A 16,331-nucleotide genomic window follows, 5' to 3' on the forward strand; every position below is an offset into this window, starting at 1 on the left:
CCTGTACCGGGAATTCCAGTCGCCGTCGCATCACCGGTCTCCCCGCCTCAGCCGGTGTGGGCGGGCAGCCGGTCCATGCCGAAGCGCCGGGCTTCGGCGCTCATCCGTTCCGTGAGCGCCGCCTGCGCCTCCGCCGGCAGCCGCACCGGCTCCCAGGCGGCCAGGTGGCGGGCCACTTCGGCCCGCGCCCGCTCGCCCAGGGGCAGGCTCCCCTCCTCCAGCCAGCGCGAGCGCTGCGCGCGGTCCACCACCGGCCCCGGGAAGAGGTGTTCGTGGCGCAGGTGGCGGCGGGTGTGGGCGGCGATGAGCAGGTGTCCCTCGCGGAACAGCTCCTGGAACAACGGCGCGGCGGGGAAATCCTCACGCGGCTCGATGCCGGCGCGCAGGCGCCGGACCATGGCGCAGATCTCGTTATCGACCACCAGCTTCTCCAGGCTCTGGCAGCTCTCGAAGTCCAGCATGCCGGGACCGGACACGCTGTCGATCCCCGCCAGCGCCGCCAGCGTGGCGCCGATGCCGGTCTCCCAGCCGGCCTGCGCGTCGAGGAGCTTGGCGTCGCTGAGCCCGATGTAGCCCTGCGTCGGCAGGCCAAGGCGGTGGCCGATCTCGCTGTAAGCGCAGTCCATCATCATGGTCTCGATGGCACCCATGGGCGTGGTCTCGTAGCGGACGTCGAAGATCGCCGGCGAACCGCCGTAGAGCGCCGGCGCCCCCGGAGCGGCCAGCTGTGAGATCACGATCCCGCTCAGGGTCTCGGCGGTATGCTGCACCAGCGAGCCCGTCAGGGTCACCGGCGCCATGAAGCCGGCCAGCGGCATGGAGACGTATTCCACCGGGATGCCGGCCCGGGCGCAATCCACCACATTTTGCGAAGTGGCGCCGCTCCATTTGAGCGGCGCGGTGGGACAGCAGGAGAACACGGCCAGCGGCCGTTCGCGCAGGGATTCGGCCGAGCCGCGCGCCGCGACGAGCAGGTCGCGCATCACCGGAAAGCCTTCCGCGCTGAAGGCGCCGGTGATCACAGGCTTCTCGCAGTACAGCAGGCTCAGGTAGAGACGGTAGCTGTCGCCGATCTGCGCATGCACGTCGGCGGCGATCATGGCGGTGCTCTGGCTGGCGATGTGGGGCAGCCGGCTCACCAGCTTGGCGTAGCGGACATAATCGGCGGTGACGGGATGGCGCACAGCGCGCGTCGCCTCATCCAGAATGTAGATGGCGGACGAGCCGGGCGTGAAGGTCACTTCGCCGGAACCGAACGCGTGCGTCGCTTCACCCGTCGCGTCGTACAACCGGAAGGCCGCCGGCGCCGTCGCCAGAGCCCGGTCCACGAGGTTGCCCGGTATATGTACCCGACCGGTCGCGGCCTCGACGCGGGCGCCGCCGGCGTGGAGCAAGTCCACGACCGCCGGGTTGTGGATCTCGACGCCGACGGCGGCCAGGAGGTCGCGCGCCTCGTCGAGGATTCGTTGCAGCAGCTCATCGGACAGGAATCGGACGTGCGGGCGCATGGTCCTCCTTCCGGCCCGGACCGCGCGGGAGACGGCGTCGCGCGGGGGCATGCGCGGGATTGAAACGCAGCGCTAGTGTACACCAGGCATCCCGGCGGGGCGAGCGCTTTTTATCGGCCGGCGTTCGGGTGGCGGGTCGCCCTGACAAAAAAAACCCGGCGATGTTTTGGGGCACCGCCGGACCGTGTATGTGGAACGACATGCGTTGCGTCTAATAATACGCAAACGAACGGGCGGAAGTTTGTCTCCCGCCCGTGAATTACAACCGGTTTGTCCTGCAAACGGACCCGTTCGTCCCAGCGTCCCCGCCGGCGCTCCGGCGGGGCCGCCTTCAGGACACCAGGCCCACCTTGCGGACGCCCCGCTCGAGCTGCGCCACGCGCTCCTCCAGCGTCCCGGTGATGCCGACGGCGATCCGCAGCAGCCCGGGCGAAAGGCCCATGCGTGCCTGGTCCTCCGGCGAGATCTCGGATGACGTCGACGAGCCGGAGCACGACATCAGGGTGTCGAAGTAGCCCAGCGACACGGCGATCAGCCCGAACCGCTCGTCGTTCTGCAGCACGTTCAGCAGGTCGTCGGCCCGCTCGCGGGTGCCGCAGTCCACGGTGAGCATGCCGCCGAAACCGTAGCCCTCGTTCATCATCCGGGCGAAGAGGCCGTGCTGGCCATGCTGCGGCAGCCCCGGGTAGCTGACCGGGGCGCCGATCGCCTGCAGCCGGTCGGCGGCCGCCTGGGCGCGCCGGCTGTGCTCGCGCATCCGGATGGCCAGGTGCGGCAGGCGCTGCGCCACGTCGAACGCCACCCGCGCGTCCATGACCGGCCCAAGCAGCATGATCCGGCCGGTGTGCAGGTCCATGAGCTGGAAGACGAAGTCGCGCGAGGCGCAGACCACGCCGCCGATCACATCGCTGGCGCCGTTGACGAATTTGGTCAGGGAGTGCACCACCACATGGGCGCCAAGCTGGGCCGGCGACATGATCATGGGCGTGAACGTGTTGTCCACCACCAGGGTGGCGCCTCGCTCGCGGGCCAGCCGGCCCAGAGCCGGGATGTCGGCCACCTTGAGGGTGGGATTGCCCAGCACCTCGGTGTAGAACACCTTGGTTCGCGGCGTGACGGCGCGGGCGAACGCCGCGGTGTCGGTGGGATCCGCAAACGTGGTGGTGATGCCCATTTGGGGGAGCAGCTCGCCCAGCAGGGCAAAGGTGCCGCCGTACACCGTGTTGCTGGCCACGATGTGATCGCCCGCCCGACAGAGCTGGAGCAGTGTGCAGGAGATCGCGGCCATGCCGCTGGCGGTGCAGATGGCCGCCTCGGTGCCCTCCAGCGCCGCCAGGTAGCGGGCCAGCACGTCGACGGTGGGATTGAAGTGCCGGCTGTAGAGGTAGCAGCCGCCCGTCTCCGGCCCGCGCACGCCGCCGAAGATCTCGGGCATGGTCCGGGAATCGAGGACGGTGAACGTGGATGACCGCTCGATGGACGGGCAGACGCCCCCGTGCTCGCCAAATTCGCGCCGGGTCAGGGTCAACGCCTGCTCGGGATTGTGTCGGTTCATGGATACCCTCCTTGCCGGTTTCGGGAGGGCCGGCGGTTCGGGCCGTGCGCCGGCCAGCCGCTCAGTTTAGCGACCCGGAACCGGCTTTGCAACGGGAAAAGCGCCACCCGCCTCGTGGGTTTTGTGGTAAGCTGGGCATTCGATTCCATGCGTCACTGGTGCACCGTCACACGCGAGGATCGGTCATGGCACACACCTTGCGGGTTTGTCTGCTGCTGGAACTGGCGGGGCTGGTCCTGGCCGCCGCCACTCAGGTTGGAGCACCGGCGCGCCCGTCCATCCGGGTGGTGGGCGACGCCGCCTACCCGCCGAATCTCTACCTCAACAGTGAGGGCCGACCCGCCGGCTTCGATGTCGAGGTGCTGCGGCTGCTGGAGCAGCGGACCGGCCGATCCATCGCTATTCAGCTTATGCCGTGGACGCAGGCGATGACCCGGCTGCGCAGCGGGCAAGCCGACGCACTGATGGGCATCAACCGAACGCCGGAGCGGGAGCAGGAGTTCGATTTCTCCCTGCCGGTGCTCGAGAACCAGGCCGTCATCTTCGTGCCTTATCAGTCGTTCGTGATCCGCTCCGCCGATGACCTGCGCTCGCGGCGCGTGGGCGCGCAGCGGGACGCGGCCGTCGTCGCCCACATCCGCAAGCAGCACCCGGAGGTGCTGCTGCGGGAATTCGAAACCGCCGAGGCGGCGCTGGAGGCCCTTCGGCGGGGCGAACTCGACGCGGTCGTCTGCCACCGGATCACCGGTGACTTCGTCCTGGACAAGCGCAACTGGCGGGACGTGTTCAAAGTGGTCGGTACGCCGCTGCTCGAGGCGCCCTATTGCCTGGCGGTCCGCAAGGGCGACACCGCCCTGCTGCAGCCGATCAACGCGGCGCTCCATGACTTGGAGGCCGAGGGCCGGCTCAAGGCGTTGCGGGACGAGTGGTTCGGGCGCGATTACTTCCTCGATTTCGAGTTCGAGCGCAGCTCTTCGTTCCGGCTTCTGCACACCCTGTTGCTGGGATTTCTCGGCGTCGCCGTATTGGCGGTACTGGTCATCGTGTTCCTGCGGCACCGCATGGCGCGGGCCCGCCGGCGCGCGGAGAGCGCCGATCAGTACTTCCAAACGCTGATCGCCGGCAGCACCGACATGATCCTGGTGGTGGGCCCCGACCGCCTGATCCGGCACGTCAGCCCGTCGGTGAAGCGGATCCTCGGTTTCGAAACGGATGAACTGCTGGGGCGCTCCAGCCACGAGTTCATCCATCCGGATGACAACCACCGCTACGAGGAGGCCATGGCCGATCTCCGGCGGATCGGCATGGCCGCCATCGAAGCCCGGTTCCAGAGCCGCAGCGGCTGGCGGACGCTGGACGCCATCGCCCGCGATCTCACGGAGGATCCGCTGGTTTCCGGAATCGTGATCAACGCCCGGGACATCACCGATAAGCGCCGCCGGGAGCGTGTGCAGCAGGCCACGTACGCCATCTCGGAAGCGGCCAATTCCGCCCAGTCGCTGGATGCGCTGTATGCGGCAATCCATGCCGTGGTGTCCGAGCTGATGCCGGCGGACAACATCTTCATCGCCCTCTACGACGCCCGCCGGCAGACAGTCTCTTACCCCTACTGGATCGACGCGAACGACCCCGTGCCCGATCCTGAGCCCCTGGGCAAGGGGCTGACCAGCTACGTCATCCGCACCGGCACGCCGCTGCTGGCTGACGAACAAACCCTGAACAGCCTGTTCGGCAGCGGCGAGGCGGAGAAGCTCGGTTCCCCCGCCTGCTGCTGGATGGGCACGCCCCTGCGGATCGCACAGCAGGTCGTCGGCGCCCTGGTGATCCAAAGCTACACCCCGGGGGTGCAGTACGACGGTGACGACCTGGAGATGCTGACGTTCATGTCGGGCCAGGTCGCCATGGCCATCCAGCGGAAGCGGGTGGAGCAAACCCTGGCCGACGAGCGGGAGTTCCTCAGCGTCATTCTGCGCTCCGTCGGCGAAGGTGTCGTCGCCGCCGATCCGGACGGGCACGTGACGCTCATGAACCTGGCCGCCGAACGGTTCACCGGCTGGACGTCGGCCGAGGCTGCGGGCCGGCCGCTGGGCGAGGTGGTGGTCACCCGGCGCGAGCGCGATCGCGCACCTGTCGCCGACTGGCCGGCCCGAATCCTCGCCTCCGGCCGGCGGCCCGACGCGACGGACCAGCTCCTGCTTCTGGACCGGAACGGCGGCGAACGCATCGTTTCGGTCAGCGGTGCCCCGATGCGCGATCCCGCCAACCGCGTGATGGGATTCCTGCTGGTGTTCCGCGATGTGACCGAGAAGCGCCGCGCCGAGGACAACCTGGCCAACGCCCTCCGCCTGGAATCCCTCGGCCTGATGGCCGGAGGCATTGCGCACGACTTCAACAACATCCTGACAGGCGTCATCGGCCACATCTCGCTCACCAAGATGGCTGTGCCGCCGCAATCCGAGGCGCACCAGCTCCTGCTGGAGGCGGAGAAGGCCTCGCTGCGGGCGCGCGAGTTGACCAGCCAGCTCCTCACCTTCGCCCGCGGCGGCTTGCCGGTGAAGGAGACCGCCGCGCTGGGCGAGTTGCTCCGGGACTCGGCGGGGTTCGCCCTGCGGGGTTCGGCGGTCCGCTGCGAATTTCGCCTTCCGCCGGAGCTCTGGCCGGTCGAGGTGGACATCAGTCAGATGAATCAGGTGATTCACAACCTGGTCCTCAATGCCATCCAGGCGATGCCGAACGGCGGCTGGATCGCCATCGCCGGCGAGAACGTGGAGCTCACCGACACCGACGGCCTGCCGCTGCGGCCCGGCCGCTACGTCAAGATCACCATCGAGGACAGCGGCCTCGGCATCCCGGAATCCCACCTGTCCCGGATCTTCGACCCCTACTTCAGCACCAAGTCGACCGGCCGCGGCCTGGGCCTGCCCACGACCTACTCCATCATCAAGCGGCACGAGGGGCACATCGCGGTGGCCTCCACCGTCGGCCAGGGCACGGTTTTCCATGTGTATCTCCCCGCCGGCAGCCAGCCGCCGGTGTCGGCGCGCCCCGCGGCCCAGCCGGTCAAACCGTCCACGGGCCGGATCCTGGTCATGGACGACGAGGACGTCGTCCGAAACACGGCGCAGAAGATGCTGTTGCGGCTGGGATACGACGTCGCCTGCGCCCGCGACGGCGCCGAGGCGTTGGAGATGTACCGCCAATCCGTGAAGGCCGGACGCGCGTTCGACGCCGTGATCATGGACCTGACCGTCCCCGGCGGGATGGGCGGCCGGGAGGCGGTGCGATCCCTGGCCGCCATGGATCCCAAGTCCCGGGTGATCGTCTCGAGCGGCTACTCCAACGATCCCATCATGAGCGACTACCGCAAGTTCGGATTTGCTGACGTGATCATGAAGCCCTATCGGCTCGAGGATCTGGCCAAGGTGTTGGGACGAGTCATCGGGGCGGCGGAGAAGAACAAAGAGACAGGCGACAGGAGATCAGGAGACAGGAAATGGGGTGGGTGAATGGGTGAATCGGGAGACGGGGGAGGAAAGCATCTGGCAAAGGGGAAGACCCGAGCCGCAAACCACGAAACCCGAGATCCGAAGTCCGATGTACGTCGGTTGGGAACGAGCCTCTAGCATTGGGTTTCCAGCCTTGCACTCGTAGCCTCGCCGCCGGCTCGAACGAACTGGAGCCAGATCTCGCGGGTGCGGGGACCATCGAATTCGCACAAATAAACGGCCTGCCAGGTGCCCAGGCGGGGCACCCCGTCGGCCAGCGGCACCCAGGCGCCGGCGCCCACGAGCGACGCCTTGACGTGGGCGTCGGCGTTGCCCTCGGCGTGGCGGTAGTCGCCGCTGCGCGGGACCAGGCGGTCGAAGGTCGCCAGCAGATCCCGCCGTACATCGGGATCGGCGCCTTCATTGATGGTCACGCCGGCGGTGGTGTGGGGACAAAAGACGTGAAGCACCCCGTCCCGCCAGCCGGCGGCAGCGGCGCACTCACCGATGCGCGCGGTGATGTCGACACATTCCGTCCGGCGGGTGGTCCGCACGGTGAACGGCATCATGCCGGCCTCCGCGGAGCCGGCTCCTCATCGGCTTCGACCATGATGAGCCCGGCGCAGTCGTTCCGGAGCGGGCAGTGGCTGCAGCCGTTGCGCCCGGCGTGTTGTGGGCAGGCCGGTTGGCGTTGCGACCGCACATACCAGATCAGGGCGCCGACCAGCAGCGCCGCGAGTCCGATCCATTCCAACACGATATCCATCAGCTTTCTCCGCAATAGCGCTGGCGGGTGATGCGCGCCACAAGCCCGCTGAGCATCAGCAGGCCGATCAGGTTGGGAAAGGCCATGAACGCGTTGGCCGCCTCGCCGACGAACCAGACGATGTTGATGAACGGCCCCTGCACCACCGCGCCGACAAACAACAGGGTGATATAGATGAACCGGTACGGCAGCACGATGCGGATGCCGAAGATGTACTCCCAGCAGATCTCCCCGTAGTAGCACCAGCCGATGAGGGTGGTGTAGCCGAACAGGAACGAGCAGACGGCGATGATCAGGCTGCCGCTGGGGATCACCGTGGACATGGCCGATGCGGTCAGGGCGGTGCTGGTGAGCTCGCCGCCCATCACCGGCGTGAGCTTCCAGACGCCGGTGACCACGATGAGCAGGGTGGTCAAGGTGTTGACCACCAGAGTGTCGATGAAGACACCGGTCATTGCCAGCAGACCGTTGTCGGTGGGGTCCGACGATCGCGAGGCGCTCTGGGCGATGCCCGCCGAGCCCAGCCCCGCTTCGTTGCTCAGCACGCCCCGGCTCACGCCCAGGCTGATGGCTCGCTGGACCGAAATCCCGATCACTCCGCCCACCGCCGCTTTAAGCGAAAAGGCGAAGCCGAATATTGTCGCGAAGGCAGCGGGGATCTCCCGCCAGTGGGCGCCGAGCACGATGATGACGCCGATGAAATAAACGGCGATCATGGTGGGCACGAGCTTTTCGGCCACGGCGCCGATGCGCTTGATGCCGCCGATGACCACGAGGCCGACGAGCAGCGTGATGACCAGGCCGGAGATCCAAAAGGGACACCCACCGACCACGCCGTGCTCTTTGAACGCCGCGTCGACAGCCAGGGCCATCGAGTTGGACTGGGCCATGTTGCCGGTGCCCAGCAGGCAGGCGAAGCCGCCGAACAGGGCGAATGCCCAGCCGAGCCCCCGGGCGAAGCGGGTGTCCTTGAGGCCGTAGCGGCAGTAGTACATGGGACCGCCGGCCATGGAGCCGTCCTCCGCCTCGCGACGGAAGTAGACGCCCAGGAACCCCTCGGCGTACTTGGTGGCCATGCCGAAGACGGCGCTGACCCACATCCAGAACGGCGCGCCGGGGCCGCCGGTGGCGATGGCCGCGGCCACGCCGGCGATGTTGCCGTTACCCACCGTGGCCGCCAGCGCCGTCATCAGCGCGGCATAGGGGGAGATGTCGCCCTTCTCGTCCTTCGCCGGTTCTTTGCCGAAGGCGCCGTGCAGGAGCAGTTTCATGGACTGCCCGAACAGGCGGAACTGGACGCCGCCGGTGCGGAGGGTCAGGATCACGCCCGTGCCCACCAGCAGGGCGATCATCCAGTTGCCCCAGATCCAGTCCCGGGCCACGGAGACGAAATCGAGCACGCCTTGCAAGTATTGGTCCATCAGGCCCTCCCGGCCGCCTGGGCGCCCGGTTGGAGCGGTCGGGGCGACCCTCCGCCGGAGCATCGTCAGACGGCGGATTCTATCACCGAAGTCAACCTCTGCCAATTCTCTTTGTTGAACTTTCACCGCCTTTCCTTTATCTTTAGCTGCACGGAATCCCGCCTGGACGGGCATCTTTCGGATGAGGCGCCGCGGGTGAAACTGTTGCGGGGCATGCGGGGCAGAATCCTCCTATGGCTGGTGCTGGCGGGCCTCCTGCCGCTGGCCGCGGCGCTGCTGCTGTTCTATCAGTTCGCCCGCCGCATCATCGTCGATGACCGCGTCGAAATCTACCTGCACCACCTCTCCCAGCAGACGGCCGACAAGCTGGACCTGTTTCTCACCGAGCGCCGCGAGGAGGGTGCCGCCATGGCCTCAAACGAGGGTGTCGAAGCCTTCCTGCGCGGCGTCCCGGCGCCGGCGCCAGTCGCCTCACCCACCCTGGCCACCCTCAACGAGTACGTCCAGATTCACGAAGTGTACGACCTGATGGTGCTGGTGGACTCCGCGGGAACCATCCGCGCCTGCAACAGCATCAACCGGTTCGGCGACTGGTTCGACCCGCGGCTGCTCAACGAACTGGTGGGCCAAGCCGTCGACACCTACCCCGTGGAGGCGGCCGCCTGGCGGCAGGCCATGCAGGGACGTGCCGCCGTCCACGACTGGTACGCCTCGCCGCTGGCGCACCGGCTCTACTTCTTCGAGGACGACGACGCCAGCCGCTCCTATCACCTGCTGTTCGCGCAGCCGGTCCGGGATCACGCCACCGGCCGCGTGCTGGGAGTCTGGCTCAACATTATGAACTGGGAATACATCCAGGCCCAGCTGGATCTGGTGGAATCGGATTTCCGCCGGTACGGGCTCCCCTCGGGCTACGCGCTCCTTCTGTCGCGGGACGACCGACGCATCCTGGCCGCGCCGCAGCGGCGCAACCGCCGGCCCGGCGACACCGCCAACCGGCTGGGCGCCGAGCTGGACGCGCAGTCCGGCCTGACCGCGCTGCCGGCGGCCATCCGCGCCGGCGGCGCCACTGTGCACCTGCCCGCGCCCGTTGCGCGGTACGGCGGGCTGGCCCGCGTCGGCAGCCGGGACTTCGGCTGGCGCATCGTGGTCACGCTCAGCGAAGAGGACATCTTCAAGCCGGTCTACCAGCTGGCGCTGGCGTTTACCGGCATCGTCAGCGTCGCCGTGGTGCTCGTCGTGGCCGGCGCGTGGCTGCTGAGCCGCCAGATCAGCCGGCCGCTGCTGTCCCTCACCGAATCGGCCCGGGAGATCGCCCGCGGGCAGTACCACCGCCGGGTGCAGCCCACGGCCGACGACGAGATCGGCTCGCTGGGCGACGCGTTCAACCAGATGGCCCGGACGGTGGAGGAGCGCCAGCAGGAACTCGAGGCCATCAACCGCGACCTTGAGGTCAAGGTCCGCCATCGCACCGAGGAGCTGGAGGCAAGCAACCGCGAGCTGCGGCAGGCGCTCCAGGACCTCCACGACGCTCAGGATCAACTCGTCCAGTCGGAGAAGATGGCCTCGCTGGGCCGGCTGGTCGCCGGAATCGCCCACGAGATCAAAAATCCGCTCAACTTCATCTACGGCAACACCCGTTTCCTCGACGAGTACGCCGACAAGCTCGGCCGGTACCTGGCCCGGGTGAACGCCGGCGCCGCACCGGCTGAGCTGGTGCGGCTGCGCGAGGAGCTCCGCATTGATTTCATCCTCGGCGACATCGGCGGCCTGGCCGCCAACATCCACGAGGGCGCCGAGCGGATCAAGACCATCGTGGACGACCTGAGGGTGTTTTCGCGCGCCCCCTCCGGCGAACCGGAGGAGGTGGACCTCTGCAAGGTCCTCGACATGTGCCTCAACCTCCTGCGCAACCAGTACAAGAACCGGATCCGGATCGTCCGCGAATACGGCGCCATCCCCCCGGCGCGGGTGCTGGTGGGCAAGATGGAACAGGTGTTCCTGAACCTGCTCAGCAACGCCATCGACGCCATCGAGGGCGAGGGGGTCATCCGGGTCCGCACCTTCACCGAGAACGGCCGGGTGGTGATCGAGGTGGCCGACTCCGGACCCGGCATCCCGCCGGAGCACCTGAACCGGATCTTCGACCCGTTCTTCACCACCAAGGACGTGGGCCAAGGCACCGGCCTGGGCCTGAGCCTCAGCTACAGCATCGTGCAACAGCACGGCGGCGCCCTGCGGGCCCGCAACGGCGCCGACGGCGGGGCCGTGTTCCGGGTGGAGCTGCCGCCCGACGGGCCGCCGGCGGCGGCCGCGGAGGAGGCGCCATGAGCGACCCGCGGCAGCCGGTCCTCCTCGTCGTGGACGACGAGCCGGCCAACCTGCAGAAGCTGAAGCGGACCTTCGTCGCCGAGTACCGCGTACTGGAAGCCGCCTCCGGCGAGGAAGCGTTCGCCATCGCCGAGCGCGAGGACGTGGACCTGGTCATCACCGACCAGAAAATGCCGCGGATGTCCGGGATCGAGCTGCTGAAGCGGATCCTCAGGATCAAGCCGGATGTCATGCGGATCGTACTCACCGGCTACACCGAGGTGGAGGACCTCATTCACGCCATCAACGACGGCCACGTTTACCGCTACATCACCAAGCCGTGGGATCCGGTGGAGCTGCGCATCGTCGTTCGGCAGGCGCTGGAAAAGCAGGCGCTGGAACGGGAGAACCGCCGCCTCACCGAGGCGCTGCGTCAGGCCAATGAGCGGCTCAGCCGCGAGAACCAGGCACTCCAGGGCGACGTCCGCCGCTTCCTCGATGCCGAGAACATCGTCTTCCGCTCCCGGGCCATGGCCGAGATCCTGGATTCCGCCCGCCGGGTGGCCGGCGTCGACACCACCGTTCTGCTCACCGGCGAGACCGGCACCGGCAAGGAACTCGTGGCCCGATTCATCCACCGCCACAGCCGCCGCGCCGGCGAGGTGTTCGTGGCGGTGAACTGCGGCGCGATCCCCCGGGAACTGGCCGAGAGCGAGTTCTTCGGCTACCGCAAAGGCGCCTTTTCCGGCGCGGTGGGCCACAAGAAGGGCTATTTCCAGGTGGCCGACGGCGGCACGCTCTTCCTGGACGAGGTGGGCGAGGCGCCGGCGGAGCTGCAGGTGAAGCTGCTGCGGGCGCTGCAGCAGGGCGAGATCTGGCCCGTGGGGGCGGAGAAGCCCGCGCGGGTGGACGTGCGCGTGGTCGCCTCCACCAACCGCGACCTGCAGGCCGAAGTGCGGGCCGGCGCCTTCCGCGAGGATCTGTTCTTCCGGCTCAACGTGTTCACCGTCCGGATCCCGCCGCTGGCCGAGCGCCGCGACGATATCCGTCCCCTGGTGGCGTTCTTCCTGGAGCGCGCCCAGGCCAAGATGAACCGCCGCCCGGTTGACCTGTCCGAGGAGGCGTTGCGCCTGCTGGAGGCTTACCGCTGGCCGGGCAACGTCCGCCAGCTGGAAAACGAGGTGGAGCGGCTGGTTCTGCTCTCGACCGAAGGCGGCACCATCGAACCCGACGCGGTGGCCGCCTACATCCGCGACGAGGTGGGGCACCCGCCCGCCGGCGCCCCTGGCGCCGGCGGCGGCGACGCCGCCGATCCGGCCATGGACCTGCGCCGGCAGACGGACGCCTTCGAGCGCGGCCTCATCATCGCCGCGCTGGACGCCTGCGGCGGCAACCGCACCCATGCCGCCGCGCGGTTGCATATCACCCGCCAGTCGCTGCTGGAGAAAATGAAGCGGTTCGGGGTCCGGTGAACGGTGAATAGTAAATGGTTCGTCGTGGGGAGACAGGAGTGAGCAGCGCCGGTCCACTGCATTCATCCGAGCCGGCGCAGCCGGCTCCCGCATGTGGTGATCGCCGATAACAATACACCACCGGTCGCCTGCGATGCAGACGACCGGCGATAATCGGTCAAATCGGAACGCGCGTTCAGTTGACCTTGAACTTCGCGTCGCCCTTCTCGAAGAACCCGACGATCTGGCGGGCGGCCGCCAGGCCGGCGTTGATGTTGGCCTCCTCGGTCTGGGCGCCCATTTTCTTGGCGGTGAAGAAGTAGCGGCCCGCGTACTTGGCCTCGATCTCGGCCTTGCACGCCGGCTCGACGTCGGCCGCGTACATGAAGTCGGGCCGCTCGGCGAACATCTTGAGGAGCGACGGCTCGTCCACCACCTCGGCCCGCGCCGTGTTGATGACGGCGGCGCCCTTGGGCAGGAGCGACATCAGCTCGAAGTTGATGGAGCCAATGGTCTCCTTCGTCTTGGGCAGGTGGAGCGACACGTAGTCGCACGCTTTGTACATGTCCTTCACGCTGGCGCAGGCGTGGATTCCCTCAGCCTCGATCACGGCCTTGTCCACGTACGGGTCGACGGCGTGAATCGTCATCCCGAACCCCTTGGCGATCGCGGCCACAGCTCGGCCCACGTTGCCGTAAGCGTGCAGCCCGATCTTCTTGCCCCGCAGCTCCGTGCCGGACTTGCCGGTGTAGCCGCGGCGGGCCAGCTGCAGCATCAGGCCGAACACCAGTTCACCCACCGCGTTGGAGTTCTGGCCCGGCGTGTTCATGACCACCACGCCCTTTGCCGTCGCCGCCTTCAGGTCGACGTTGTCATACCCCGCGCCGGCGCGGACCACGAGCTTGAGTTTCTTTCCAGCCTCCAGCACCTCGGGCGTCACCAGGTCGCTGCGGATGATGAGGGCGTCGACGTCCGCCACTGCCTTGTGGAAGTCGGCGACGTCCTTGTAGTTCTCCAGCAGGACCATCTCGTAGCCGGCCCCTTTCAGGATGTCGGCGATTCCCGTGACCGCCACTTTGGCGAACGGCTTTTCCGTGGCCACCAGCACCTTTCTCGACATGGCATCCTCCAATCATGGTGAAATACGTTATGCTCATTGTAATTCCGATCGAGGGCGGAGTCAAACGGCGACGGCGCCCTCTTGAGGAAAGCCGAAAAATGGCCGATAATATCGGCAATCGCATGCAACACCTGAATCGGAGGGGATCATGAGCACACTGCGTATCGCAAGCGCCGTCGGGTTTCTGGCAGTCGTCGTGGGGCTGCTGGCCGCCTGCGGCCCGAAGACGCCGCTGCCCGACACGCACAAGGCGTTCGCCGGCCGCTGGGTCGCCGCCGACGGCACCTGGGTTCACATCTTCCTGGATGGCAGCGGCAGCGTCAAGACCGCCAACACCGAGGTCAACGGCGGCCAAGCCACCATCGAAGGCGCCACCCTGACCATCGGCCTGTTCGGGATCGAGAAAAAATTCACCATCACGCAGCCGCCCACCGAGATCGAGGGCCGCTGGATTCTCGTCTTGGATAACATCGAGTACACCCGAGAGTCTCCCGCACCTTAGTTCGTCATCGTAATCGTCATCGAAATCGAAGCTCACGGCTCGTTCCCGATCAACGGACATCGGACTTCGGAATTCGGGGCTCGCGGTTCAGGGTTCGCAGTTCGGATCATTCCGTTTGCCTGATTCCGTCTTGCGTCTCCCGTCTTTCGTTTCCCGTCTTCCATCTTTTGATGCACCGATTCACCATTTGATCGACTCACCGATTCGCCGAATGATTGAAATCCAACCCGATTCCCGTTAATATGGTGTTTTTCGTTGAGGTGCACCATGAAACGTAGTCGCGTGGCCTTTTTTTCTCTCTCTCTGTCACCTGCTCTGACGCTCTTGATGGCGGCGATCATCGCATTCGCCGCGTGCGGCGCCCGTCAGGCGTCGGCGCCGCCGCCGGCCGCCGCGCCGGTCGAGACCGAACTGGTCATATTGCACACCAACGACCACCATGGGCATCCCCTCAAGTACGACCTTCCCGGCTGCCCCGGCGTCGGCGGACTCGCCGCCCGGCTGACGCTGATCAACGGGATCCGGAGCCGTCACGCCAACGTGCTGGTCCTGGATGCCGGCGACGTGAACCAAGGCCGTCCCGAATCGAACCTGTTTCTGGGTGAACCGGATTTCATCGGCTACAACGCCATCGGCTACGACGCCATGGCGCTGGGCAACCACGAGTTCGACGCCGCCCGCACGGTGCTCATGGAGCAGAAGGCGGCAGCACGCTTCCCGTTCCTATCCGCCAACATCCTCACCGCCGACGGCAAACCGCTGGTGGAACCGTATCTCATCCGCCGTTTCCCCGGCTTCACTGTGGCCGTCCTTGGCCTCACCACCGCCGAGACCCGCACTCTGGCACTGCCGCGCAACATCCGCGATCTCACCATCGCCGACGAGGTGGCCACCGCCCGGCGCTACCTGCCCGAGCTGCGGCGAAAGGCGGACGTGGTCATCGCCCTGGTGCACCTGGGCATCTCCGAGGACCCCGGCTTCGGCTCCCGCCGCCTGGCCCGCGCGTGCCCCGAGTTCGACCTCATCGTGGACGGACACACGCACACATTTATGGACCGGCCGTTTTACGAGGGCCGCGTGCCCATCGTCCAGGCCTGGGCCCGCGGGATCGTGATGGGCCAGGCGACGCTGCGCCTGCGCAATCGCCGGGTGACCGGCTTCGAGTGGCAGCCGTTGCCGGTGAACGTGGCACTCACTCCCGGCGCCCTGTTCCACGATCCGAAAGTGGCGCCGCCGGCGGAACGTCTCACTGAGGACGCTGCGCTGCTGAAGCAGATGGCCGAGTACAGCACCAAAGTCGACGCGATGCTGTCCACGGTAATCGGCCAGTCGCCGGCCACTTATCGGAACAACCCAGGCCGAGCCGGCGGTCCCAGCCTCGGCGGCCTGGTCTGCGATGCCCTGGTCTGGTACACGCAGGGGAAGGGCGTCGACTTCGCCCTGATGAACCGCGGCTCCATCCGGGCCGATCTGCCCGAAGGCCCCATCCTGCTTAAAGCGGTGTACGCGGCGCTCCCGTTCGACAACACCGCCGTGATCGTCACCCTGTCGGGCGCCGACGTCCAGGCGCTCTTCGACTACACGGCCACCATCGACAGCTTCCAGGGCGCTTCCCCCATCGTCTCGGCCGGCGTCTCAGCCGTCCTCGACCATGCGGCGCGCCGGGCGCGGGACATCCGGATCAACGGGCAGCCCCTGGACCCGGCGGCCACCTACCGCGTGGTGACCAACTCGTTCGTGGCCGCCGGCGGCGACGGATACGAGGTGTTCAAGCGGGGCCAGCTGTACGACACCACCGTCTACATGCGGGAGATCTTCGCCGCCTACATCCAGGAATCGGGCGCCACGCTCGTGCCGGACAACCGTCCGCGGATCATCTGGGAGGGCGCCCCACCGCCTGCCGCGCAAAAGCCGGCGGCCTGATCGCCGGCACGCCTGGGCACACCGATTCACTTCACCAAGGCGCCAATCCGCCAGACACTTTTTCGATGGCGTACGCCGTAACGCAGTCGCGCAAGCAGAGGATATCGACCCGAGGCAATCGACCAGCTGACGAAATCAGATTGCCTTCGCGTCCTCCATGTCTGGTATGTTGAAAGTGTCGAAACGAGTATACACTGATCGCGCCGCGGAAGAGAACGGTGTGTGCCATGAGGCGTGACCTCTACACAAAGATTGTTCCTCCCGGCGGGATCGGTCAATCCGGGGAAGTA

11 protein-coding genes are annotated in these 16,331 nt (G+C 67.2%); 5 read left to right on the forward strand and 6 right to left on the reverse strand.

Annotation, left to right across the window (positions count from 1 at the left end; all coding sequences use genetic code 11):
* Positions 1–47: 47 nt before the first annotated feature.
* Positions 48–1,508 carry a hypothetical protein gene (locus tag GX414_07275; protein NLI46891.1) on the reverse strand — a complete coding sequence of 487 codons (1,461 nt, stop codon included), beginning with the start codon at positions 1,506–1,508 and terminating at the stop codon, positions 48–50.
* A gap of 331 nt (positions 1,509–1,839) precedes the next feature.
* Positions 1,840–3,063, reverse strand: a complete 1,224-nt coding sequence (locus tag GX414_07280; GenBank protein NLI46892.1) for an aminotransferase class V-fold PLP-dependent enzyme — start codon at positions 3,061–3,063, stop codon at positions 1,840–1,842.
* 185 nt (positions 3,064–3,248) lie between these two features.
* On the opposite strand from GX414_07280, the gene GX414_07285 reads away from it, so the two are divergent.
* Entirely contained in the window at positions 3,249–6,569 is a 3,321-nt protein-coding gene (locus tag GX414_07285; protein ID NLI46893.1) for a transporter substrate-binding domain-containing protein, read from the forward strand.
* Between the two features lie 113 nt (positions 6,570–6,682).
* Here GX414_07285 and GX414_07290 read toward each other — a convergent pair whose 3' ends face one another.
* The 3 genes from GX414_07290 to GX414_07300 are packed head-to-tail and all read right to left on the reverse strand — an operon-like array spanning position 6,683 to position 8,909.
* Complete coding sequence (locus GX414_07290) at positions 6,683–7,117, reverse strand: YjbQ family protein (GenBank protein ID NLI46894.1); 435 nt, start codon at positions 7,115–7,117, stop codon at positions 6,683–6,685.
* The gene (locus GX414_07295) at positions 7,114–7,314 is read right to left on the reverse strand and encodes a hypothetical protein (GenBank protein NLI46895.1); all 201 of its coding nucleotides are present in this window, start codon (positions 7,312–7,314) and stop codon (positions 7,114–7,116) included. Before GX414_07295 ends, GX414_07290 begins: the two co-directional genes overlap by 4 nt.
* Positions 7,314–8,909 carry a sodium:alanine symporter family protein gene (locus GX414_07300; protein NLI46896.1) on the reverse strand — a complete coding sequence of 532 codons (1,596 nt, stop codon included), beginning with the start codon at positions 8,907–8,909 and terminating at the stop codon, positions 7,314–7,316. The genes GX414_07295 and GX414_07300 overlap by 1 nt, the downstream gene beginning before the upstream one ends.
* Before the next feature lie 21 nt (positions 8,910–8,930).
* On the opposite strand from GX414_07300, the gene GX414_07305 reads away from it, so the two are divergent.
* Positions 8,931–11,066: a HAMP domain-containing protein gene (locus GX414_07305; GenBank protein NLI46897.1), complete on the forward strand. Its 2,136-nt coding sequence runs from the start codon at positions 8,931–8,933 to the stop codon at positions 11,064–11,066.
* The gene (locus tag GX414_07310; protein NLI46898.1) at positions 11,063–12,517 is read left to right on the forward strand and encodes a sigma-54-dependent Fis family transcriptional regulator; all 1,455 of its coding nucleotides are present in this window, start codon (positions 11,063–11,065) and stop codon (positions 12,515–12,517) included. The genes GX414_07305 and GX414_07310 overlap by 4 nt, the downstream gene beginning before the upstream one ends.
* 175 nt (positions 12,518–12,692) lie before the next feature.
* Here the strand turns inward: GX414_07310 and GX414_07315 are convergent, their stop codons facing one another.
* A complete protein-coding gene (locus GX414_07315; GenBank protein ID NLI46899.1) occupies positions 12,693–13,616 on the reverse strand; it encodes a 3-phosphoglycerate dehydrogenase in 924 nt (307 codons plus the stop codon).
* Between the two features lie 148 nt (positions 13,617–13,764).
* Here GX414_07315 and GX414_07320 point away from each other — a divergent pair, with 148 nt between their 5' ends.
* Together GX414_07320 and GX414_07325 are read left to right on the forward strand one after the other, a co-directional pair.
* Positions 13,765–14,118: a hypothetical protein gene (locus GX414_07320; GenBank protein ID NLI46900.1), complete on the forward strand. Its 354-nt coding sequence runs from the start codon at positions 13,765–13,767 to the stop codon at positions 14,116–14,118.
* Positions 14,119–14,385: 267 nt separating this feature from the next.
* Positions 14,386–16,041 (forward strand): bifunctional metallophosphatase/5'-nucleotidase, encoded by a 1,656-nt coding sequence (locus GX414_07325; protein ID NLI46901.1) that lies wholly within the window; start codon positions 14,386–14,388, stop codon positions 16,039–16,041.
* Positions 16,042–16,331: the final 290 nt, after the last annotated feature.

Source organism: Acidobacteriota bacterium, assembly GCA_012517875.1.
In the GTDB taxonomy this organism is placed as follows: Bacteria; Acidobacteriota; JAAYUB01; order JAAYUB01; family JAAYUB01; genus JAAYUB01.